Below are 24,260 nucleotides of genomic sequence, written 5' to 3' on the forward strand. Positions count from 1 at the left end.
CGCCAGCGATCCGGCGGCGCATGCTTCAGACCCGGGGACCACACGGTGTCATCCTCCTCCTGAATGAAACATGACGGGCCGCCTGCGGTGCGGGCCGGCATCCGTCCATCCGGCGTCTGAACGACGCCTTCCCATGAGATTCGAGGTCGCCCTGCGTTCGGCGCGACGGTGCACGCACGCGCGGATTCGCGGTGCGCGGAGCATCGCGCCGTCGTTTTGCCGGCGACATCGGCTTCCATGACTCGATAACCGGCGATCGTCGTCGCGCAGCGTGCCGAACGGGCACGTGCGGCGTTCGGTCGCGCGATCGCGACGTGTATCGCGAGTGTCGTGCAGCGCTGTGCATCAATTTGTTTAGTGGTACGAAGTTGAAAAGCGGAGCGTCGCGAGGCAGGCAAAAGCGGGGAGGATGCGCTCTTTGCCGGCCGTCGCGTTCGCTGTTGCGTCATCCAGCACATGAGAACCGAGGGAAGACAAGATGAACAAGTCGTTCAAGTCGATCTGGAACGAAGCATTGGGGGCCTGGGTTGCGGCGTCGGAGCTCGATCGCGCGCGCGGCAAGCGCGTTGCTTCGTCGAGTAGCGCGCCGGAACTCGCCGCGAACGGGTGTGCCGCGACACGCGCGGGCATGCTGTCACCCCCGTCGCCACGGCGGCTGGCCGTGCTGATGGCATCGGTGTATCTCGGCTTGTTCCATCCCGCCGCCCATGCGCAGTATGCGCAGGACGGCGGCTCCGCCACCGGCGGCATCACTTCGATTTCGATCGGCGTCGGCTCGGTCGCCATGCAGCAAAACTCGACGGCGCTGGGCAACCTGTCGAGTGCGACGGGCCTTTCCGCCACCGCGTTGGGACCGGGCGCACACGCGACCGGTAACGCTTCGACTGCTGTCGGCATCAACGCGCAGGCGACCGGCGTCAACAGCGCGTCGCTCGGCGTGCAGGCGATCGGCTCGGGCGACTATTCGGTTGCCATCGGCAACCTGTCGAGTGCGACCCAAAGCGGCTCGGTGGCGATGGGTAGCGGCGCGGCCGCGACCGGCGTGTCGGCCATCGGGCTCGGCAACAATGCGCTGGCCTCCGGCCAGTATGCGGCGGCGCTCGGTCTCGGGGCGAGCGCGGTCGGGGTCCAGAGTGTCGCGCTCGGTTATGCATCGCATGCCACCGATACGGGCACGATCGCGATCGGCAATCAGTCGACGAGTTCGGGCGCGGCCGGGGTGGCCGTGGGCAGCGGTGCGCTGGTGACCGGCAATTCCGGCGTCGCGATGGGCGTCAACAGCGGCGCGAAGGGCGCGACGTCGATTGCGATCGGCTGGGGTGGCACGGCCGGCGTGCCGGGATCGGGCACGCAGTCGCTCGGCATCAGCTCGATCGCGCTGGGCTCGAGCACGACGGCCGGCGCCAATCAGGCGGTGGCGGTCGGCCTGAGCGCCAATGCGTCGGGCGTCAGTTCGGTCGCGATGGGCGTGCAGTCGACCGCGACGCAGCAGTTCGCTGTCGCGCTCGGCAATCTCGCGCTCGCGAGCGGCATATCGGCGACCGCGTTGGGGCCTGGGGCGACGGCATCGGCCGTGAATGCGACGTCAATCGGCATCAACAGCGTCGCGGCGGCGGGTTCCACCGTCGCCATCGGCGACACCAATTCGGTCGCTGCCGCGGCGGGCGCGGGTTCGATCGCGGGCGGCAACAACTCGAAGGTGCTGAGCGGTACCGGCGCCGTCGCGCTCGGTGAGGGCCAGACGGTCAGCGGCAACGGCGCGGTGGCCATCGGCGACCCGAGCACCGCGATCGGCACCGGCGCGGTCACGGCCGGTTCGAACAACACGGCGAACGGCGACGGCGCGGTGGCGATCGGCAATTCGAACAACGCGCAGGGCACCGGTTCTCTTGCGTTCGGCAATACGTCGACGGCGGCAGCGGCGGGCGCGGTGGCGTTCGGCGCGTCGGCCGTGGCGAACAACGCAAACGATGTCGCGCTCGGCTCCGGTTCGGTGACGGCCGCGCCGAATCCCACCGCGACCGGGACCATCGGCGGCGTCACGTACAGCTTCAACGGCGTCAATCCGACCAGCGTCGTCAGCGTCGGCGCAGTGGGCAGCGAGCGCCAGATCACCAACGTCGCGGCGGGGCGGATCAGTTCGTCGAGCACGGATGCGATCAACGGTTCGCAGCTCGATGCGACGAACCAGGCGGTCAATTCGTTGTCGACGTCGACGTTGACGAGCATCACCTCGTTGTCGACCGGGGTTTCGTCGTTGTCGACGGGCCTGAGTTCAACCAACAGCGCGGTGACTTCGTTGTCGACGTCGACGTCGACCGGCATCAGTTCGCTGTCGACGGGCCTGAGTTCAACCAACAGCTCGGTGACTTCGCTGTCGACTTCGACATCGACCGGTCTGTCGTCGGCCAATAGCGCGATCACTTCGCTATCCACATCGACTTCGACGGGGTTGTCGTCGGCTAACAGCGCGATCACTTCACTGTCCACGTCGACCTCGACCGGCATCAACTCGCTGTCGACGGGCCTGAGCTCGACCAACAGTTCGGTGACCTCGTTGTCGACCTCGACGTCGACCGGTCTGTCGTCGGCCAACAGCTCAATCACGTCGCTGTCCACGTCGACCTCGACCGGCATCAGCTCTCTGTCGACGGGCCTGAGTTCGACCAACAGTTCGGTGACCTCGTTGTCGACCTCGACGTCGACCGGCCTGTCGTCGGCCAACAGCTCGATCACGTCGCTGTCCACGTCGACGTCGACCGGCATCAGCTCGCTGTCCACCGGCCTGAGCTCGACCAACAGCTCGGTGACCTCGTTGTCGACCTCGACGTCGACCAGTCTGTCGTCGGCCAACAGCTCAATCACGTCGCTGTCCACGTCGACTTCGACGGGCATCTACTCGCTGTCGACGGGTCTGAGCTCGACCAACAGTTCGGTGACCTCGCTGTCGACGTCGACGTCGACCGGTCTGTCGTCGGCCAACAGCTCAATCACGTCGCTGTCCACGTCTACGTCGACCGGCATCAGTTCGTTGTCGACGGGCCTGAGCTCGACAAACAGTTCGGTGACCTCGTTGTCGACGTCGACGTCGACCGGTCTGTCGTCGGCCAACAGCTCGATCACGTCGCTGTCCACGTCGACGTCAACCGGCATCAGCTCGTTGTCCACCGGCCTGAGCTCGACCAACAGCTCGGTGACGTCCCTGTCGACGTCCACGTCGACCGGCATCAGCTCGCTGTCGACGGGCCTGAGTTCGACCAACAGTTCGGTAACCTCGCTGTCGACCTCGACGTCGACCGGCCTGTCGTCGGCCAACAGCTCGATCACGTCACTGTCCACGTCGACGTCAACCGGCATCAGCTCGCTGTCCACCGGCCTGAGCTCGACCAACAGCTCGGTGACGTCCCTGTCGACGTCGACGTCAACCGGCATCAGCTCGCTGTCGACCGGCCTGAGCTCGACCAACAGCACGATCACGTCGCTGTCGACGTCGACGTCGACCGTCGTCGGCTCGTTGTCGACCGGCCTGAGCTCGACGAACAGCAACCTGACATCGCTGTCGACCGCCACGTCGACCGGGATCAGTTCGTTGTCGACCGGCCTGAGCTCGATCGCGAACAACAACACGAATCTCGGCAACAGTACGGCGGGCGCGATCGGCGGCGGCGCGACCTACAACCCGACGACCGGGGTGATCTCGGCACCGTCCTACGTGACCTACAACAAAGACGGTTCGACGACGATCAACAACAACGTCGGCTCGGCGATCGACAACATCAACGCGAACGGCATCAAGTATTTCCACGCGAACTCGACCGCGCCGGACAGCCAGGCGCTCGGCGTCGACAGTGTCGCGATCGGCCCGAACGCGATCGGGAAGGTGGACGGCAGCATCGCGCTCGGCGCCGGTTCGGTGGCCGACCGTGCGACGGTGCCGGCCTCCGGCATCATCCGCAACGGCAGCGCGTCGATTCCGTTCAACACGGCCGACCAGACCTTGCTGGGTGCGGTATCGGTCGGCGATGCGGCCAGCAAGACGTATCGCCAGATCACCAACGTCGCGGACGGCACCGGCCAGCAGGATGCCGTGACCGTGCGGCAGTTGGCCGGCGCGATGCAGTCGTTCGCGGTCACGAGCCAGAAGTATTTCCACGCGAACTCGACCGCGGTGGATTCGCTCGCGGTCGGTGCGGATTCGGTCGCGGTCGGCCCGACGACGGTTGTCAACGGGGATAACGGCGTGGGCATCGGCAACGGTGCGATCGTCGACGCCACCGCGCCGGGCGGCGTGGCGATCGGTCAGGCCGCAAGTTCCGCACAGGCCGACGCGATCGCGCTCGGCAGCGGCGCGACGGCGACCGGTGCGCAGTCCGTCGCGCAGGGTGCCAATGCGGTCGCGGCCAGCGTGGGCAGCGTCGCGCTCGGATCGGGCGCGCGCAGCAACGCGACCGACGCGCTCGCGCTCGGCGCCGGTGCGTCGGCGACGCTGGCGAACAGCGTCGCGCTCGGCGCGGGTTCGCTGACCACGGTCGGCGCGCTGACGAACTACATCGCGTACGGCCTGAGCAGCCCGCAGTCGTCGTCCGGCGAAGTGAACGTCGGCAACCGGCAGATCACCGGTCTCGCCGCCGGCAAGAGCGGCACCGACGCGGTGAACGTGTCGCAGCTCGACTCGGTCGCGAACCAGCTGACGACGCTGATCACCCAGCGCACGTCGAACCTCGGCGGCTCGTACACGACGAATCCGGCCGGCACGAACGTGACGCCGGGCTCGACCGGGGCGAACTCGTCGGCGGGCGGCTCGGGCGCGGTCGCGTCGGGCTCGAACAGCACGGCGGTCGGCAACGCTTCGCTGGCGTCCGGCAACGGGTCGACCGCGATCGGGGTCGGGTCGACCGCGTCGGGCAGCAATTCGACGGCGATCGGCACGGGCAGCAACGACGGCGGCCGTTCGAACGTCGTCGCGGTCGGCTCGGCGGATTCGGCGCGCCAGGTGGTCAACGTCGCGGCGGGTACGCAGGGTAACGACGCAGTGAACGTCAATCAGCTGAATGCGGTATCGAACCAGTTCACGCAGTCGCTGAACACGGTCAACAACCAGCTCACGCAGATGCAGCAGCAGATCCAGCAGACCGATTCGATGGCACGTGAAGGGATCGCCGCAACCGCCGCGATGGCATCGATCCCGCACATGGACCGCGACTCGAATTTCGCGATGGGTGTCGGTACGGCGACGTTCCAGGGTCAGAAGGCCATGGCAGTCGGCATGCAGGCGCGCATCACGGAGAACCTGAAAGCGACGGTGAATGGCGGCTTCGCCGGCAGCCAGCGCGTCGTCGGCGCGGGCATGTTGTATCAGTGGAAGTGATCGCGCAGCGGTTCGTTCCGGCACGGACTGCCGGAGCGAACCGCGCCGAACGCAAACGCACGCGAATGCGGCCGCGCGATCGCGCCGCACGCGCTGCGCCCATCGCATTTTCGGAGTAATCAAGTGAAAAACATCCATCTTGCACTGCTGGTGTCCGTCGTTTCCCTCACCGCCTGTTCGAGCGCGTCGGGGCCGACGTACAACGCATACGAACTGCAGCCGAGAGACGGCATCCGAACCTTCCGCGTCGACTGCCACGGCATCCTGTCGAGCGCCAAGACCTGCATGAAGGTCGCGACGCGCATGTGCGGCAACGAGGCCGTGCGCCTGGTCGATTCCACGACGCCGTACCGCGATGGCGCCGATCCGCACTCGATCGCGTTTCAGTGCGGTGCGGCACCCGCGCCGGTCGCCGCGGCCGCTGCGCCGGCGCCTGCCCCGGTCGAGAAAGTGAGCCTGACCGGCGATGCGTACTTCGCGACCGACTCGGCAGTGCTGACGTCCGCAGCCAGCGCCGCGCTCGACAAGCTGCTGAACCGGCAGGGCGACAAGCATTTCGCGCGCGTGGAAGTGGACGGCTATACCGACGCGACCGGCTCGGATGCGCACAACCAGGCGCTGTCGAAGCGCCGGGCCGATGCGGTCGCGGCGTATTTGCGCGAACACGGGCTGAAGGCGGATTCGTTTGCAGCGACGGGGCATGGAGAAGCCGAGCCGGCAGCCTCGAACGATACCGCCGAGGGAAGGGCGCGCAATCGCCGTGTGGAGATTTCGCTGCAGAAGTAGCGACCGGGCTGCCGCAGGCGTGACCGTCGGAATCGACCGGACTGCTTGCTTGCGGCAGCGATGCCCTCCGGAAACGCGGGCCGTGGCGGAACGAAACGCGTCACGAGGTGCGGCTGCCGGCGTCGGTGCGAACGCCTACGCCTACGCGTTGCGCGGGATTGCGCACATACAATGGAGGTGTCCGTCGGCAGGCACTTCACCATGACTTTGGTGACGCGCAGGCCGATTCACCTGCGAACCTCCAAGACCGACATGGAAATCAAATGGATCGAGGATTTTCTCGCCCTCGCGCAATATCAAAGCTTTTCCCGGGCGGCTGAATTTCGCAACGTCACGCAATCGGGCTTCAGCCGCCGCATTCAGTCGCTCGAGCAGTGGATCGGCGCCGAGCTGATCGACCGCAGCAGCTTTCCTCCAGTGTTGACGCCGGCGGGGCGCCTCTTTCGCGAGACGGCCGAAGACGTGCTCAGCCGGTTGTTCGACACACGAGCGATTATCCGAACCGAGCAGCGAATTGCCGGCAAGAGCTTGCAGATCGCCGCGGGCCACACGATCGCGCTGAGTTTCCTGCCGGCCTGGCTCAAGGCGCTTGCACCGCATTTCGGCGAGGTGCGCGCGCGCGTCATTCCGACGAACGTCCATGACTCGATCCTGATGCTCGTCAACGGCAACTGCGAGCTCATGTTTGCCTATCACCATCCGGAGCTTCCGCTCCATCTCGACCCGGCGAAGTACGAGCACCTGACCGTGGGCCTCGACACGTTGATGCCGGCGTGCAGGCCAAACCGTCGATCGGCGCCGGCCTTTCGCCTGCCCGGAACGAAGCAGAACCCGCTGCCGCTTATTTCGTATACGGAAACCAGCTACTTCGGGCGGTGCCTCGCGTTGCTGCTCGGTCGCGCAGCGGATGCGCCGGCCTTGCAGTTGCACTACGAGTCCGACATGGCCGAGGTGCTGAAGAAACTCGTGATGGAAGGCGAGGGCGTCGCGTGGCTGCCCAGGAGCGCGATCGCCGCCGAACTGGCGGCCGGCGAACTCGTACCGGCCGGGCCGGCGGCGTGGAACCTGGAAGTCGAGCTGCGCGTATATCGCGACGTGTCCAATCGCAGTGAATTCCTGGACACGCTCTGGCAGCATCTGCGCGCGGAGCCTTCCCGGCTCGTCTAGGGTTTTCCCGCCTTATGCGGAACTCGCATACCGCCATGATGCACCGGCATCATGGTTTTATCGACCGTCCCTACCATTCGTTCCAACGGCAAATGTGACGCGTGGCCCGCGTCGCGCGGCCCTATTCGCAGCGCTCGTCGATCGCCTCCCGGCGGTCGGGCGCCACCCACGGACGGATGGACATGAAAAATCGCCTTACCTTAAGTATTGCAGTCGGCATGATCCTCGGTGTCATCGCCGGCTATGCGTGTCACACGAGCATCTCGGACCCGGGCACGCTCAAGACGATTGCCGGTTATTTCTCGATCGTGACGGACATCTTTCTGCGGCTGATCAAGATGATCATTGCGCCGCTGGTCTTTGCGACGCTCGTTTCCGGTCTCGCGGGCATGGACAGCGGCGAAGACGTCGGGCGCATCGGCCTTCGATCGGTCGGGTGGTTCGTCTGCGCATCGCTGATTTCGCTGGGCCTCGGCCTGGTCATGGCCAATGCGCTGCAGCCTGGAGCCGGTCTGAACCTCACGGAAACCGCGGGCGAGGTCAATGTCGGCTTGAATACCGCCGCGCTGAACGCGAGGGATGTGATCACGCATGCCTTCCCGACCAGCCTGCTCGATGCGATGGCGCGCAACGATATCCTGCAGATTCTGGTGTTCTCGGTCTTTCTCGGCATCGCGCTGAGTGCGCTGAAGCACGACAAGCGGGTCGGCATCGTCATCCAGTCGATCGACGGCATGGTACCGGTGATGTTGCGCCTGACGAACTACGTGATGCGCGCGGCGCCGCTCGGTGTGTTCGGTGCAATTGCTTCGTCGGTCACGCTGCGCGGGCTCGATGTGATCTACACGTACGGAAAGCTGATTGGTTCGTTCTATCTCGGGCTGCTGATCCTCTGGACGATTCTGATCGGCGTCGGGTATCTGTTTCTCGGGCGACGCGTCGGGGGCCTGCTGAAAGCCGTACGCGAACCCGCGCTGATCGCGTTCTCGACCGCGAGCAGCGAGGCCGCCTATCCGCGCCTGACCGAACAACTCGAGAAGTTCGGCGTCGACAAGAAGGTGGTCGGTTTCACGCTGCCTCTGGGTTACGCGTTCAACCTGGACGGTTCGATGATGTATCAGGCGTTTGCGGCCATCTTTATCGCGCAAGCCTTTGGCGTTCATATGCCGCTCTCGCAGCAGATCTTCATGTTGTTGATTCTCATGTTGAGCAGCAAAGGCATGGCAAGCGTACCGCGCGGATCGGTGGTCGTTGTCGCGGCGGTCGCGCCGATGTTCCATTTGCCGGCCGCCGGCGTTGCAATGGTCCTGGCGATCGACCAGATTCTCGACATGGGCCGTACGATGACGAACGTGATCGGCAACAGCGTGGCGACGGCGGTGATCGCGAAGTGGGAGGGCAGGCGAGCAGCGAAGTCGAGCGATGCCGTGTTCGACCGGTCGGAGCTGAACGCATGACGGGCCCGGAAATCATGAATGCCCGGCGAAAATTCGGTGTGGTCGGTGGCCTCGGGCCGCTGGGGAGCGCCGACGTTTTCTTCAAGCTGGTGAAGGCAACGCCTGCATCGTCCGACGAGGAGCACGTCGAGCTGATCTTCGAGCAATACCCGTTCAAGGGATCGGGGGCGGGCAGTGCGGCGACCATCGAACGCAAGCTGTACGTGTTCGACATGATTCGGGCGTTCGAGATGCGCGGCGTGACGACGGTGGTGCTTCCGTGCTTTCTGAGCCACACGTTCATCGACGAGCTGAAGGCGAATACGCGCCTGCCTATCGTGGATATCGTGGAAGCCGTTCGCAGCCACGTACAGTGCAAGTATCCCGACGCGACGCGCATCGGCGTGATGGCCTCGGACTACGTGCGGGCCAACGGACTGTTCGACAGGTACTTCCCGTTACCGCAATTCGAAATCGTCTATCCGCGCTCGCACGAGGGTATCGACCTCGTGACCGAAGCCATCTACGGATCCGATGGCATCAAGCGCGGCAATCTTCGGGGCCGTCCGGCCGAACTGTTGCGCCGCGCATGCGAGGACCTTGTCGATCAGGGCGTACAGGTCATCGTCCCCGGCCTGACCGAGATTGCGCTGGTCGCGGATGAAATCGGCCCGCAGCGGGTGCCGCTCGTGGATTCGAATCTGGCGTATGCGCAGTACGCCGTGACCGGGCAGTCGGGTTCGTGCGCGGCGACGTTCAAGATCGGCGTGGTCGGCGGCGTTGGACCGGCCGCGACGGTCGATTTCCTGGACAAGATCGTTCGCAACACGCCAGCGTCGCGCGATCAGGAACATATCAAGCTGCTGGTCGAACATAATCCGCAGATTCCAGACCGGACCGAAAATCTGGTGGGCACCGGCGCGGATCCGACGATCTCCTTGTACGCGACATGCAAGAAGCTCGAGGACGGCGATGCCGACGTTATCGCGATTCCGTGCAATACCGCGCATGCGTTTGTCGAGCGGATTCAGCCCTACCTCGGTATTCCGATCGTCAATATGCTGACCGTCACGGTCGCCTACCTGCGCGACACCTGTCCGGCGCTGCGGGAAGTTGGCGTGCTGGCGACGTCCGGTACGATCGAAAGCGGTGTCTATAAAAAGGCACTGGAGTCGCAAGGGCTTCGGCAAGTGGCGCCGGGGCCGGCGTTGCAGGCGCGCGTGATGGAAGCGATCTACGGAAAGCAGGGCGTCAAGGCCGGCTTCACGACCGGACAGTGCGAGGAAGATATCGGCGCCGCCATCGAGGCACTGATTGCCGAGGGCGTGAGCGTGATCGTGCTTGGATGTACCGAACTGCCGATCCTGCTTCCGGGCGGAGAATACGTCGCGCGGAACGGGAGTCGGGCAACGCTCGTCGATCCGACCGACGTGCTCGCCCGCACATGCATTGCCTATGCGATGGCGGCGGGCGGCTGAGCCGGCTTCCAGTTTGGGGCCGGCATCGATGACGCGATCGATGCCCGTCGGGCTCGAGGCGTGGTTCAAGCGCCTCGGCATTGGATCAGGTTTTGTCGGCATCGCCGGCGCCCGGCCCGGACACGCGCGTGACGAAATGGCGTCCGGACGAGGGCGCCGCCGCGTAGTCCTTTCCTTGTACGAGGAAAATGCGTCATTCAGCAACCGGACCGCACTCGATATTCTTGCGGCGGCAGTGGGCGCACCCGCCGATCATCGTTCAGCGTGCACTGTCGATGATCGAACCACCGTCCGGCGTGAGGCTGTATCCCGTCAGGAACTGTGCGTCCTTGCTCGCCAGGAACAGGACGACCGGCGCGATGTCATCGTCTGGCGTTCCGAAGCGGTCGAGCGGGTTGGTCGGTGGCGGCACGTCGGCGTCTTCGCCCCACGTTTGCGCCAACGGCAGCACGTTATTGACCGTGATCTTGTCCGCCGCCCATTCGCGTGCGGCGGTTCTCGTCAGCGCGCGCACCGCTTCTTTCGCCATGTTGTACGGACCGTACCCGGCCAGCCCCATGACCCCGGCCATCGAGCCGAAGTTGATCACGCGACCTTCACCGCTCGCTTTCAGGTGCGGGTAGGCCGCCTGCATCATTCTCAGGTATGAGATGGGACCGAGTTCGAAGTTCCGCTGGAGTTTCTCCACCGACAGGTCGACGATCGACGAGAACGGTGCCGATGGATCGAATGCGTTGTTGACGAGTATGTCTATTCCACCGCAGGTTGCGACTACCTTGTCGACGGTTGCGTTGATCTGGTCGGCATTGCCGAGATCGCACGGCACGCCGAGCGCGTTGCCGCCGGCAGCCTCGATGTCGGCCACGACCGCATCGACGTTGGGGGGGTGAGCGAGACAACCGCTACCGTGGCGCCCTCGGCTGCGAACCGTTTCGCGGTGGCGCGTCCGATTCCTCGGCCGGCGCCCGTGACGATGGCAATTTTCCCGCTGAGTCGGGCCATGACGTTCTCCTTCAGCTAACTGCTGTGTGATGCATCGTCGCGACCGGGCCATAAGGCGACGGGATGTCGCGCGCTGCGTTTTGCGTGGTGAATGAAACGAAGAGGCATGCGAGGCCGACCGCTGCCGGCAGCGCACCGGCCGGCTTGCGAACCCCGACGTGTGCCAGTGCCGAGAGCAGCAGGTGATAGAAGATGCCGGCGTAGGCGAGATCGCTGAGCGGCACGCCAATGCGTGTGAGGATGGCTGCCACGGCGAGAATCTTCGCGATGGTCAGGATCGAGACGAGGTAGGCGGGGTAGCCGAATCCGGCGAGGATCTTGCGAACCCGATCCCGCTTGACGATGTATAGCGTCGCGGACGCTAGATATAGCAGCGACAGCAATGCCGTGCTGATCCAGTATGCGTAATTTACCGCCATTTTTACGGGTTCCTGAAGTTTGTCGATATCGACGTGACTCAAGAATGTCGTCTAAGATGAAAGCCCGCAAGTAGGATGATTTTCTGTCTGCTGGTATGGAAAAGATGACTAATGACGACGCCGGCGAAGTGAACATGCACGACGAAATGCGGCGTGCATTTGCGTTGCTGTCAGGCAAGTGGAAGCTGGAGATCATGTGGTTGCTCAACCAGCGAATCTATCGATTTGGAGAACTACGAAAATCGATTCCGGGCATTACGCAGCACATGCTGACGGCGCAACTTCGGGAACTCGAAGCGGACGGCCTGATAACCCGCACGGTTTTCGCGGAAGTGCCGCCGCGCGTCGAATACGAAATTACCGCGAAGGCGCGTGGGCTGGGACCGACGATGGAGGCGCTGACAGCGTGGTGGAACGAATATGGGCGCAGCGTGCCGGTCAAGCCGACGACGCGCGGACGCAAAGCCAACGCAGTCAAGTCGAAACCGGAATGACCATGGGCGTTTCCGGGCCTTCGCTCCGGCCATGGAAAACTGTATGAATATACAGTATAGTATCCGTCGAATTCGAGCCGCGCGGGCGCACCCCTTGCGGCACGTGCGCCGCGCCTGCGGGTATCCGCCGCAGCGTTCCGGCACCGTGAACTCTGGCTAACTTATTCAGACGGGCAGGCAAATTGTCATCCAGCAATCTGATCCGCATTCGCGGAGCACGTCAGCACAATCTCAAGAATATCGATCTCGACCTGCGTACCGGCGAAATGACGGTCGTCACCGGCCCGTCGGGCTCCGGCAAGTCGAGCCTCGTGTTCGACACGCTGTACGCGGAAGGCCAGCGGCGCTATGTCGAGACGTTCAGCGCGTACGCGCGGCAGTTCCTCGACCGGATGGACCGGCCGCAGGTCGAGCGCGTCGACGGCGTGCCGCCCGCGATCGCGATCGACCAGACCAACCCGGTCCGCAGTTCGCGTTCGACCGTCGGCACGATGACCGAGCTGAACGACCACCTGAAGCTGCTGTACGCGCGCGCGGCCGAGTTGTTCGACCGCCAGACCGCGCGGCAGGTGCGGCACGACACGCCGGAGACGATCTACGCGGATCTCGTCGCGCGCACGCAGGCGGACGATCCGCGCGTCGTCGTCACGTTCCCGGTCGAGCTGCCGGAAACGGCATCCGACGACGAAGTCGCGCAGTGGCTGTCGGCGAGCGGCTATACGCGCGTGCAGGCGCAGCGCGAAGTCGCGTCGCCCACCGGGCCGCGCAAGGTGCTCGACGTGGTGGCCGACCGCTTCCGCGTGCAGCAGGCCGACAAGGTGCGCGTGGTCGAGGCGATCGAGGCGTCGCTGAAGCGCGGCGGCGGGCGCGTGAACGTCTACGTGCTCGCGCCGGAGCCGGAAAACGCCGGCGGCGCGGCCGCGGAGCCGCAGGTGTGGCGCTTTTCCACCGGGCTCCATGATCCCGACAGCGACCTGCGCTACGCGGAGCCGCAGGCGGCGCTGTTCTCGTTCAACTCGGCCTACGGCGCGTGCGAAACCTGTCGCGGCTTCGGCCGCGTGATCGGCGTCGATCTCGGCCTCGTGATTCCCGACGCGCGCAAGACGCTGCGCGGCGGCGCGATCAAGCCGATGCAGACACCCGCGTGGAAGGAGTGCCAGGACGACCTGATGCGCTACGCGGCGAAGGCCGGGATCCAGCGCGATACGCCTTGGGCCGAGCTGTCGGACGCCGAGCGCGACTGGGTCGTCAACGGGTCGCCGGACTGGAACGGCAAGTGGCAGAGCCAGTGGTACGGCGTGAAGCGCTTCTTCGGCTACCTCGAATCGAAAGCGTACAAGATGCATATCCGCGTGCTGCTGTCGAAATACCGCAGCTACACGCCGTGCGACGTGTGCGGCGGCGCGCGCCTGAAGACGGAATCGCTGCAATGGCGGCTCGGCTCGAAGGCGAACGCCGATGGCGTGCTCGCGCCGGCCGATCGCTTCATGCCGCGCGGCGTCGACTGGAGCCGCGCGCAGCTCGAAGCGCTGCCGGGCCTGACCGTGCACGACCTGATGCTGTTGCCGATCGAGCGCATCCGCCGCTTCTTCGATGAAGTCAGCCTGCCGAGCGCGCTGCTCGACGATGCGCTGAAGCTGCTGCTCGCCGAAGTGCGTACGCGCCTGAAATACCTGTGCGACGTGGGGCTCGGCTACCTGACGCTCGATCGGCAGAGCCGCACGCTGTCGGGCGGCGAGGTGCAGCGGATCAACCTGACGACGGCGCTCGGTACGTCGCTCACGAAAACGCTGTTCGTGCTCGACGAACCGAGCATCGGGCTGCATCCGCGCGATCTCACGCGGATCGTCGAGGCGATGCATCGGCTGCGCGACGCGGGCAATACGCTGGTGGTCGTCGAGCACGATCCATCGGTGATGCTCGCGGCCGACCGGCTGATCGACATGGGGCCCGGCCCGGGCGAGCGCGGCGGCACGATCGTCTATGACGGCACGCCGGGCGACATCCGTTCGGCGCACACGCTGACGGGTGAATATCTCGGCGGCCGCAAGCATGTCGCGCACGCGTCGAACTGGGCGCGCCGGCCGGTCGATGCGCACACGCCGCGCATCGTGCTCGACGGCGCAAGCGAACACAACCTGCGCGATGTAACGGTCGAGATTCCGCTGCAACGGCTCGTTTGCGTGACCGGCGTGTCGGGTTCCGGCAAGTCGACACTGCTGCAGGACGTGCTCTATCCGGCGATGGCGCGGCACCACGGCAAGGCGACCGAGTCGCCGGGCGCGTTCCGCGGCCTCACGGGCGCCGACCAGGTGGGCGATGTCGTGTTCGTCGACCAGTCGCCGATCGGCAAGACCACGCGCTCGAACCCGGCGAGCTATGTCGGCGCGTTCGACGAGATCCGCAAGCTGTTCGCGAAGGCGCCGCTCGCGCTGCAGCGCGGCTACGGCGCCGGCACGTTCAGCTTCAACTCGGGCGACGGCCGCTGCCCGACCTGCGGCGGCTCGGGCTTCGAGCACATCGAGATGCAGTTCCTGAGCGACGTCTACCTGCGCTGCCCGGACTGCGACGGCAGCCGTTACCGCGCCGAGATTCTCGAAGTGCGCATCGAGCGCGACGGCCGTGCGCTGAACATCGCCGACGTGCTCGACCTGACCGTCAGCGAAGCGGCCGCGTTCTTCGCGACCGACGCCGAAGTGCTGCGCGTGCTGCAGCCGATCGTCGACGTCGGGCTCGAATACGTGAAGCTCGGCCAGCCGGTGCCGACGCTGTCGGGCGGCGAAGCGCAGCGGCTGAAGCTGGCCGGCTTCCTCGCCGAATCCGCGGCGGCCGGCAACGGCCGCCGGGTGGTCACGGCAGAGGCGCGCGTCGCGCGTGCGCGCTTGTTCATGTTCGACGAGCCGACCACCGGGCTGCACTTCGACGACATCGCGAAGCTGATGCAGGCGTTCGGCAAGCTGCTCGCGGCCGGCCATTCGCTGATCGTGATCGAGCACAACCTCGACGTGATCCGCGCAGCCGACTGGCTGATCGATCTCGGCCCGGAAGGCGGCGATGGCGGCGGCCTCGTGCTGTGCGCGGGCACGCCCGACGACGTGAAAGCCTGCGCCGAGTCGCATACGGGCGTGGCGCTGCTGCAGTACGACCGCGCGATGGATGCCGGCATGGCACTCGCCGACGAAGGCGTGCCGCTGCAGGCCGCGCTGAACGCCGCGCGCGCGCGCCGTGCGATCGAGGGCGAGGACGTCGTGCGGATCGTCAACGCGCGCGAGCACAACCTGAAGTCGCTCGACGTCGATATCCCGCACGGCAAGTTCAACGTGATCACCGGCGTGTCGGGGTCCGGCAAGTCGACGCTCGCGTTCGACATCCTGTTCCACGAAGGCCAGCGGCGCTACCTCGAATCGCTGAATGCGTATGCGCGCTCGATCGTGCAGCCGGCCGGGCGCCCCGAAGTCGACGCGGTGTACGGCATTCCGCCGACCGTCGCGATCGAGCAGCGGCTGTCGCGCGGTGGCCGCAAGAGCACGGTCGCGACGACGTCCGAAGTCTGGCACTTCCTGCGGCTGCTGTATGTGAAGCTCGGCCTGCAGCATTGCATCCACGACGGCACGCCGGTCACGTCGCAATCCGTCGAATCGATCGCCGCGCAGTTGCTGCGCGATCATCGCGGCGAGCACGTTGGGCTGCTCGCGCCGCTCGTCGTCAACCGCAAGGGCGTGTATACGGATCTCGCGAAGTGGGCGAAGGCGCGCGGCAGCACGCACCTGCGTGTCGACGGCGAGTTCGTGACGGTCGACCCGTGGCCGAAGCTCGACCGTTTCCGCGAGCACACGATCGAGCTGCCGGTGGCCGATATCGTCGTGTCGCCGGACAACGAGGCCGAATTGCGGCAGCGGCTCGACGAGACGCTCGAGCTCGGCAAGGGCGTGATGCATCTGCTCGCGCCGCTCGACGGGCTGCACGATGCGATGCGGAACGATCATTCGACCGCGCGCGTCGGCGCGGTCAAGGTGCTGTCGGTCAAGCGCGCGTGCCCGGTGTGCGGCACGAGCTACCCGGAGCTCGACCCGCGGATGTTCTCGTACAACAGCAAGCACGGCTGGTGCACGACCTGCGTTGGCACCGGCGTCACGCTCACGCGCGAACAGCGCGCGGCGTATGACGATACCGTTGTCGCCGAGGACGGCCGCGGCCGCGAGCAGACGCTGCCGTCGGACGAGCAGGAGCCGGAAGGCGTCGGCAACGAGCCTTGCCCGGATTGCAGCGGCACGCGGCTGAACCCGTCCGCGCGCGCGGTCACGTTCGACGCGCATCCGATCGTCGAGGTCGCGCAGTGGACGGTGTCGGACACGCGCCGCTGGATCGACGGGCTGCAGCTCACCGGGCGCGATGCGCAGATCGCACGCGACATCGTTAGCGAGATCGGCAGCCGCCTCGCGTTTCTCGAGGAAGTCGGCCTCGGCTACCTGAGCCTCGATCGTGCGGCGCCGAGCCTGTCGGGCGGCGAAGCGCAGCGCATCCGGCTCGCCGCGCAGCTCGGCAGCAACCTGCAGGGCGTCTGCTACGTGCTCGACGAACCGACGATCGGCCTGCATCCGCGCGACAACCAGATCCTGCTGGACGCGCTGCGCAAGCTTGGCGACAAGGGCAATACGCTCGTCGTCGTCGAGCATGACGAGGACACGATCCGCCGCGCCGATCACATCATCGACGTCGGCCCGGGCGCCGGCAAGCGCGGCGGCACGCTGGTCGCGCAGGGCGCGGTCGCGGATCTGGCCGCGCAGTCCGATTCGGTGACGGGGCGACTGCTCGCGCAGCCGATGACGCATCCGCTGCAGCCGCGCCGTAGTGTGAGCCTGCCGGGCAAGAAGGGCGGTGCCGCGGTGCCGGAGGCCTGGCTGACCGTGCACGGCGCCAGGCTGCACAACCTGCGCGACGTCACGGCCGGCATTCCGCTCGCGCGGCTCGTCGCGGTGACGGGCGTCAGCGGGTCGGGCAAGTCGACGCTCGCGCGCGACGTGCTGATGACGAACCTGCTCGACGCGGTCGGCCGCTCGGTGCTGTCGTCGCCGGCCACGCGGCGCGCGCGCAAGGCCGCGCAGCAGGATGCACCGGCGGCCAACCGCCGCTCGAGCGTGCTCGCGCGCAGCGCGCCACGGCCGTCGCTGAACGTCACGCATGCGTGGCAGGGCTGCGCGTCGCTCAGCGGCTGGGAGCAGATCGATCGCGTGCTCGAAGTCGATCAAACGCCGATCGGCAAGACGCCGCGCTCGTGTCCGGCCACCTACATCGGCGTATGGGACACGATCCGCAAGCTGTTCGCGGATACGCTGGAGGCGCGTGCGCGCGGCTATACGGCGTCGCGTTTCTCGTTCAATACCGGCGACGGGCGGTGCCCCGCGTGCGAAGGGCAAGGCGTACGCACGATCGGAATGAGCTTCCTGCCCGACGTGAAGGTGCCGTGCGACGTGTGCCACGGGCAGCGTTTCAACCCGGAGACGCTTGCCGTCACGTGGCGCGGCCGGAACATCGGCGACGTGCTGACGATGGAGATCGACGAGGCGGTGGGGTTTTTCGCACCGATCTCGAACATCGCGCATCCGCTGCAGCTGATGAAGGATGTCGGCCTTGGCTACCTGACGCTCGGCCAGCCGTCGCCGACGTTGTCCGGCGGCGAGGCGCAGCGCATCAAGCTCGTCACCGAGCTGACCAAGGTGCGCGACGACATCACGCGGCGCGGCCAGAAGGCACCCCACACGCTGTACGTGCTCGACGAACCGACGGTCGGCCTGCACATGGCGGACGTCGCGAAGCTGATCCGCGTGCTGCACCGGCTCGTGGATGCGGGGCATAGCGTCGTCGTGATCGAGCACGACCTCGACGTGATCGCGGAAGCCGACTGGATCATCGATCTCGGGCCGGAGGGCGGCGTGGGCGGCGGCACGATCGTCGCGGCGGCGCCGCCGGAAGCGCTTGTGCAGGTGAGCGCCAGCCACACCGGGCAGGCGCTCAAGCCCGTGCTCGCGCGCACGGGTTCGGATGAGGGAGAAACCGAGCGCCAGGGAGAAGCGCGGGTCGGTTGAACGCGACGCTTCGAATGAGCGGCCCCGGTGTCTGGCGAGACATCGGGGCCGTTTTTACGTCAGGCGGTTTTCGATCAGGCTGGCGGCGCGACGGATGCGCCGGTGATGCCATGCCGTCGCAGCGAATCTGCGACGAAGCCCGACGCCTTCATTTCCTCGACAAATTCATTCAGCACCGCTGCGGCTGCCTCGCCGCGGCTCTTCGGCACGCCCATCGCCTGCCGGATCACCATGAAGCGCTCGTCGAGCAGGCGCAGGCCTGCGGCCTTAGCTGCGTCGGCTTCGAGCTGCTGCTTCACGCCGGCCGCCACTTCCAGCTGCTGATCGACGAATGTCTGTACGACGGCCTGCGACGTCGGCGCGCGCACGATCTGCGCAGCCTTCAGCTCGCGCGTGAGGAACAGGTCGTACGCGCTGCCGTTGCCGACGGTTACACGGTTGTGCGGCTGGTCGACGTCCTCGTTCGCGCGGATCGGCGAAGCGTCGCGCACCAGATAGAAACCCTCGATCAGCACGTACGGCGCCGTGAACGCGACCGTTTCGCCGCGCAGCGGATCGACCGCGAAGAAGCCGAAATCGGCGCGCTCATCGGTCAGCGCCTGCACCGATTTCCCGGCCGCGTCGAACACCACGAGTTCCAGCTCGGCCGACAGGCGTTCGGCGAACGCGCGCGCCAGGTCGATCGACACGCCGAACGGTTCGCCGGTCGCCGGATCGCGGTTCGCGAGGATCGGGTTGCCGAGATTGATCGACGCGCGCAGCTTGCCGGTCGGCGTGAAGGCGGAGAGAACGGAAGGGGCTAGGGGCATGAGGGGGCTCGTTGAGGTCACCTGGGCGGTCAGCGGTTGAGGAGGGGGGATGCGCGACTGTGCGCCGGCTTCGAGCTTATCACCCGCTGGAGATTCAGCGGGCCGCGGCGCATACCTGTTATGACGCGCCGCGGCGGGACGCCCAGTCCGTAGTGATTCGCCGCGCCGCCCCGGGAACGTTGCCGTCACTCCGTTGGTTGAATCCGCCATTTTCGGGCACCAGAATTCGTGATATTGGGGGCAAGTCACTGGCTACGGAGGTTCTCCCTTCGGGTGAACCTCCCTTGCTTCCCGCCGCTGTCTTTATTTAGTATGCGGAATACGAGTCCCGAGACCTTTTGGCGTGCGTCGAGCGCCGCCCCAGCCAACAAGGACAGTCATGCAATCGCGGTCAGCGGCTCCTTTCTACGTCGTGGTGGTCGGCGTTGCTATCGCGTTCGCGTTGATGGGCTTGTGCACGCTCCAACTGCTGCAAAGCCGCCACGACGCGCTTGACCGCGCGCGGGAGACGTCGCGCAACCTTGGCTTGATCGCCGAACGCGACATCGAGCGCAATTTCGAACTCTACGACCTCTCGCTGCAGGCGGTGATTCAGGGTTTGCGGCGTCCGGACGTGATGGAGGCCTCGCCTGCCTTGCGCCGCGGCGTGCTGTTCGACTATGCGATGACCGCCCAGTATCTCGGCTCGATGCTGGTCCTGGATGCCGGCGGCAATATCGTGCTGGATTCCGCCAACGATGTACCGCGCAAGGGCAACTTCTCCGATCGCAAGTACTTCACGATTCACCGCGACAACCCGAGCGTCGGCCTCTATATCAGCGATCCGTATACGTCGCGCTTGCGCGGCGGCAGCCCGAGCATCGCGCTGACGCGTCGGATCTCCAGCCCGGACGGCTCGTTCGCCGGCATCGTGATGATCGCGGTCAACCTGGAGTATTTCCGCACACTGTTCGCGGGCTTGTCGCTGGGATCGCACGGCTCGATGTCGCTGATCGACAAGGACGGCCTGATGGTGATGCGACATCCGTACGATCCGCACATCGTCGGACGCGACATCAGCCATGCCAAGACGTTCCGGCGTTTTCGGTCGGCCCCGGAGGGCACGTTCTCCGAAACGGCGTCGATCGACGGCGTGCGCCGGCTCTACTATTTCAAGAACCTGCCGAACCTGCCGCTGATCCTCATGGTCGCGGAGGCCGAGCAGGACATCTATGCGGCATGGCGGAATCGCGCGGTGACGATCGGCATGCTGGTCGCCGCATTCGGCGTGGGGTTCATCGCGCTGGCGGTCGTGCTCAGCATGCAATTGCGCCGCCGGATGCGCGCGGAATCGGAACTGGTGTTGTTGGCCCGGACCGACGGCCTGACAGGATTGAACAACCGCCGCACCTTCGGCGAGATCCTCGACCAGGAGTGGCGCCGCGCACGCCGGGGACGCTGCGTATTCTCGCTGCTGTTCGTCGACGTCGACCGTTTCAAGTCCTACAACGATACCTATGGGCATCAGGCGGGAGACGATGCGCTGGCCGCCGTCGCGCGGTGCATCGGCGAGAATATCCGCCGCCCCGGCGATGTCGCCGCTCGCTACGGCGGGGAAGAGTTCGTGGTGCTGCTGCCGGATACGCCGGATACCGGGGCCGCGCAAATCGCGGAAAGGATTCGTGCTGCAATTGACGGGCTGGCACTCGAGCATGCCGGCAGCGAATTCGGGCGTGTGACCGCCAGCATCGGGCTGGCGAGCTGGACGTCGGATCAGGATGGCGAGGCCAGCGCCTTGATCAAGGCCGCCGACGAAGCGCTGTACTACGCGAAGGCAACCGGCCGGAACAAGATCGCTACTTTCCAGGCAGGGGGTTGACGGGGATCGGACTATTGGGAGCGGCGCCATGAAACCCGTTGCTGTCGTATTGCACGGTTCTACCAGCGCAGGGAAGAGTCGCTTGGCAAGGGCACGCCAGGATAGGTCGGACATCAAACGAAACGCTCGCATTTCGGTCGGTTGCCCGAGATCGCGACCGACAGCTGCCGACTGCGGATTCAACCCGTCGATGCAACGAATTGATGAAATCGCTCACCCGGCGCGCTCAGTCCACAAGCGCTTTACCGGAGGCGTCCTTGATTTTCGCCTTCCACTGCTTGCGGATTTCGGATACGACCGGATCGGGAAGCGAGATGTAGTCGAGCTCCGTGGCAGCCTGATTGCCATTGCGGAAGGCCCAATCGAAGAACTTCAGCGTTTCCGCGCCCTGTGCCGGCTTGTCCTGCTTCGCGTATAGCAGCACGAACGTCGCGCCGACGACCGGCCATGCGTCCTTGCCCGGCTCGTCAGTCAGGATCTGGTAGAACGACTTCGACCAGTTTGCACCGGCAGCAGCGGCCTTGAACGTTTCCGTCTTCGGCTCGACCACCGTGCCCGTCGAGTTCTTCAGCGCGGTGTAGATCATGTTGTTCTTCTTCGCGTACGCCCACTCGACGTAGCCGATCGCGCCCGGCAGGCGCTGCACGAAGGCCGCGACGCCGTCGTTGCCCTTGCCGCCCGTGCCCGTCGGCCAGTTGACCGTCGTGCCTTCGCCGATCTTCGATTTCCACTCGCCGTTGACCTTCGACAGGTAGTTCGTCCAGATGAAGCTCGTGCCCGAGCCGTCTGCGCGGCGAACCACTGCGATGTCCGTATCCGGCAGCTTGACCTTCGGGTTCAGTGCGGCGATCGCCGGGTCGTTCCACTTCTTGATCTTGCCGAGGTAGATGTCGCCGAGCACCGGGCCCGACAGCGTCAGCTCGCCTGCCTTCACGCCCGGCACGTTGATGACCGGCACCACGCCGCCCACCACCGTCGGGAACTGGAACAGGCCTTCCTTCGCGAGCTCGTCATCCTTCAGCGGAGCGTCCGAACCGGCAAAATCGACCGTCTTCGCGTTGATCTGCTTCATGCCGCCCGACGAACCGATACCTTGGTAGTTGACCTTGCCGCCGCCGGCCTTCTTATAGGCGTCTGCCCATTTTGTGTAAATCGGTGCTGCAAACGTGCTGCCTGCGCCCGTGATATCGGCAGCTTGAGCGGCGATGGCAACAAGGGCGAGGGTGCAGGGAACCAAGGTCCGGATCTTCATCTAACACCTCCTACGGTCGGCATGGTGGTTTACACGCTACCGCCGGCTTGTGTGCACTTTGTGACTTGCGACGATGTCGTTGTAATTGCCTGCCGCTGCAAGCATCGCCACTGCCGTCGGACAGATCGGAGCTGGCGATCAAGCTTGTTGGGTCAGGCAACAGGCAACGATCCAGGCGCCGCCCACATGCCGGTTTAGATCTGGAAGTCTGATTTATCGAGTCGGACGTGCCGGCCGTCGTTCGGCAATGCATGTCGGTTGACAGCGACAGTGATCTTCTCGCGATTGCATTCGAATGCGATGAGCAACTGCTCGGGTGTAGCTGTGCTTGCGCCGAGCCTCTCTCGAATGACGTCCGCCGGGAGCTTGATTGCAACGTACCCCCAACCCGGGCCATAGGCAGAGAACGACAGGCTCAGATCGTCGCAGACGATCGGGTGCGTCAGACAAGTGGCGGAGTCCGTGATGGCGCGCGGTAAGTGATCTCGCATCGAAGGGTGATAGGAGTATCGCATCTCGATGCGAAAACTCAAGGAGCGTGTCCGTGCCCGATGCGCCAAGTTCAATTCCCGTCACTGGCCACAATGGTGGCCAATGCTCGATCGCCGTCGCGTTGGGCAGTGTCTTCAGCGGGAAAGATGTGCTGACTGAATGCGATCAGTTTGAACCCGGATCCCACGGAACGCGGAACTGTGATGCCCCAGTGCCAACCTCCATCTTGTTCGAACACGTGGAGGACGGGGGGCGTCTGGCTCAGTGCGGGTGAAGAAGTCGTGATGGCGTGCTCTCCCGTCATGGAGCGACTGAGAGGCAACTGCTGCGAAGTCGCGAATTCAGTCTACGGGCATTTATGTTGCGGTGCAATATCTGGAATGTTACGAAGATGTCGATACGCCAAACGCCACAATTTTGAAATATTGATGTGCTGCTTGAGCATAACTGGCATATTGGTACGACGATTAAGATTTTCGGAGGCTTCATGGATGGCGGTGCGCTTGTGTGGGCAGGAGTACCGCATAACAGCGATGGGGTGGTCTTTCAGATTCGCGTGGGGCGCGGGCTTCAGCGTTTTCATATTTCGCGGATGGTTCTTGAGAAGGCGCTCGATCTTGAGCGATTGGCGTCCGACGCGCGGCAGCTCGAGTGCTTCTATGAACACTTGGCCCCGATCCTGGGCGTTGCACGGAAGGCGCGCTCGAACGCCAAGGCGGATACTGTTCCGCTGAACATTGCCGATTTCGCCCGAACGGCCAAGACGGGGGCCGGACAGGATGCTTGGGCAGTGACGCGACGAGCACCGTAGAGGGAGCAACGTCGCGTGTGGGTTGGGCGCGGCCAGTATGTCCGGCGGCTGGGCTGGGTAGGGAGCGGCTGAACGCCATGGCAGCGTGTCGAGACTACCCCGCATCCGGCTCATTCGCCACCCGTTCGAGCACGCGCGCCACGATCCGGTCGCACTGCTCGCCGCCGATTTCGAACGCGTCGCGCTCGACGAGATCGACGTCGTGCGCCAGCGATTCGCGCAGCAGGCTCTTCGCGCGAAAGTGCCGGCTGCGCACGGTCGCTTCGGGGATGTCGAGGCATTGCGCCGTCTCCTCGACGCTCAATTCCTCAACCGAACGCAGGACGAACACGACGCGCAGCGCCTGCGGCAGTTCGTCGATCTTGCGTTCGATGAGGGCACGCATCTCGGCGCGCGCGGCCGCCTTGTCGGGAGAATCGGAATCGTACGCGGTCATCGCATCGAGGTCGTGAGCGGTCGCGTCCACCATCGGGATCACGTTCTGACGACGCGCTTCCCGGCGCAGGCGGCCGAAACATTCATTGAGCACGAGCCGCGACAGCCAGGTGAACAGCGTGGAATCGCCGCGGAACCGTGCAATCGAACGGTAAGCGCAGAGGTACGCCGTCTGCAACGCGTCCTCGGCTTCCGCGTCGTCGTGCAACGTGGCGCGAGCCAAACGGTACAGGCGCCGGTTGTGCCGGCGCATCAGCCACTCGAACGCGGAGCGCTCGCCCGCGACAATGCGGCGAACCATCTCCCCCTCATCGTCAGGACCATGTGCCGCGCGGGAACCCGCCTTGTTGGTCATGAAGCCTTCGTC

General features: G+C 65.3%; 14 protein-coding genes and 1 pseudogene. 9 read left to right on the forward strand and 6 right to left on the reverse strand.

The features are described from left to right. Window positions 1-478 precede the first annotated feature (478 nt). The 5 genes from CUJ89_RS33700 to CUJ89_RS33720 all read left to right on the forward strand — a co-directional run bounded on the left by CUJ89_RS33700 (window position 479) and on the right by CUJ89_RS33720 (window position 10,235). On the forward strand, window positions 479-5,368 hold the full coding sequence (locus tag CUJ89_RS33700) for a YadA-like family protein (RefSeq protein WP_114181800.1): 4,890 nt from the start codon (window positions 479-481) through the stop codon (window positions 5,366-5,368). Window positions 5,369-5,491: 123 nt separating this feature from the next. Beyond that, window positions 5,492-6,154: an OmpA family protein gene (locus tag CUJ89_RS33705; RefSeq protein WP_114182438.1), complete on the forward strand. Its 663-nt coding sequence runs from the start codon at window positions 5,492-5,494 to the stop codon at window positions 6,152-6,154. Window positions 6,155-6,406: 252 nt separating this feature from the next. Beyond that, the gene (locus CUJ89_RS33710) at window positions 6,407-7,321 is read left to right on the forward strand and encodes a LysR substrate-binding domain-containing protein (RefSeq protein ID WP_114181801.1); all 915 of its coding nucleotides are present in this window, start codon (window positions 6,407-6,409) and stop codon (window positions 7,319-7,321) included. 182 nt (window positions 7,322-7,503) lie between these two features. Next, complete coding sequence (locus tag CUJ89_RS33715; protein ID WP_114182439.1) at window positions 7,504-8,778, forward strand: dicarboxylate/amino acid:cation symporter; 1,275 nt, start codon at window positions 7,504-7,506, stop codon at window positions 8,776-8,778. Then, on the forward strand, window positions 8,775-10,235 hold the full coding sequence (locus tag CUJ89_RS33720; RefSeq protein ID WP_114181802.1) for an amino acid racemase: 1,461 nt from the start codon (window positions 8,775-8,777) through the stop codon (window positions 10,233-10,235). The genes CUJ89_RS33715 and CUJ89_RS33720 overlap by 4 nt, the downstream gene beginning before the upstream one ends. A gap of 259 nt (window positions 10,236-10,494) precedes the next feature. Here the strand turns inward: CUJ89_RS33720 and CUJ89_RS33725 are convergent. Both CUJ89_RS33725 and CUJ89_RS33730 read right to left on the reverse strand, forming a co-directional pair. Continuing rightward, window positions 10,495-11,237, reverse strand: a pseudogene (locus tag CUJ89_RS33725) (SDR family NAD(P)-dependent oxidoreductase). A gap of 11 nt (window positions 11,238-11,248) precedes the next feature. Next, window positions 11,249-11,698, reverse strand: coding sequence for a DoxX family protein (locus CUJ89_RS33730; protein ID WP_236655129.1), 450 nt, complete (start codon window positions 11,696-11,698; stop codon window positions 11,249-11,251). A gap of 53 nt (window positions 11,699-11,751) precedes the next feature. Between CUJ89_RS33730 and CUJ89_RS33735 the strand changes: the two genes are divergently transcribed. Beyond that, window positions 11,752-12,150, forward strand: coding sequence for a winged helix-turn-helix transcriptional regulator (locus tag CUJ89_RS33735; RefSeq protein ID WP_114181804.1), 399 nt, complete (start codon window positions 11,752-11,754; stop codon window positions 12,148-12,150). 182 nt (window positions 12,151-12,332) lie between these two features. Further along, window positions 12,333-18,236 carry an excinuclease ABC subunit UvrA gene (gene uvrA / locus CUJ89_RS33745; protein ID WP_114181806.1) on the forward strand — a complete coding sequence of 1,968 codons (5,904 nt, stop codon included), beginning with the start codon at window positions 12,333-12,335 and terminating at the stop codon, window positions 18,234-18,236. A gap of 74 nt (window positions 18,237-18,310) precedes the next feature. Here uvrA and CUJ89_RS33750 read toward each other — a convergent pair whose 3' ends face one another. Continuing rightward, window positions 18,311-19,045 (reverse strand): ABC transporter substrate-binding protein, encoded by a 735-nt coding sequence (locus CUJ89_RS33750; protein ID WP_114181807.1) that lies wholly within the window; start codon window positions 19,043-19,045, stop codon window positions 18,311-18,313. Window positions 19,046-19,424: 379 nt separating this feature from the next. On the opposite strand from CUJ89_RS33750, the gene CUJ89_RS33755 reads away from it, so the two are divergent. Beyond that, window positions 19,425-20,903, forward strand: a complete 1,479-nt coding sequence (locus CUJ89_RS33755; RefSeq protein WP_114181808.1) for a sensor domain-containing diguanylate cyclase — start codon at window positions 19,425-19,427, stop codon at window positions 20,901-20,903. Window positions 20,904-21,129: 226 nt separating this feature from the next. On the opposite strand, the gene pstS is transcribed toward CUJ89_RS33755, so the two are convergent. Together pstS and CUJ89_RS38410 are read right to left on the reverse strand one after the other, a co-directional pair. Further along, entirely contained in the window at window positions 21,130-22,155 is a 1,026-nt protein-coding gene (gene pstS, locus CUJ89_RS33760; protein ID WP_114181809.1) for a phosphate ABC transporter substrate-binding protein PstS, read from the reverse strand. 194 nt (window positions 22,156-22,349) lie between these two features. Beyond that, window positions 22,350-22,688 (reverse strand): hypothetical protein, encoded by a 339-nt coding sequence (locus tag CUJ89_RS38410; RefSeq protein ID WP_201752444.1) that lies wholly within the window; start codon window positions 22,686-22,688, stop codon window positions 22,350-22,352. Window positions 22,689-23,077: 389 nt separating this feature from the next. Here CUJ89_RS38410 and CUJ89_RS33775 point away from each other — a divergent pair, with 389 nt between their 5' ends. Next, window positions 23,078-23,458, forward strand: a complete 381-nt coding sequence (locus CUJ89_RS33775) for a hypothetical protein (protein ID WP_415859065.1) — start codon at window positions 23,078-23,080, stop codon at window positions 23,456-23,458. Between the two features lie 94 nt (window positions 23,459-23,552). Here CUJ89_RS33775 and CUJ89_RS33780 read toward each other — a convergent pair whose 3' ends face one another. Next, entirely contained in the window at window positions 23,553-24,194 is a 642-nt protein-coding gene (locus CUJ89_RS33780; protein WP_236655130.1) for an RNA polymerase sigma factor, read from the reverse strand. Window positions 24,195-24,260: the final 66 nt, after the last annotated feature.

This window comes from Burkholderia pyrrocinia, from assembly GCF_003330765.1.
Taxonomy (GTDB): Bacteria; Pseudomonadota; Gammaproteobacteria; order Burkholderiales; family Burkholderiaceae; genus Burkholderia; species Burkholderia pyrrocinia_B.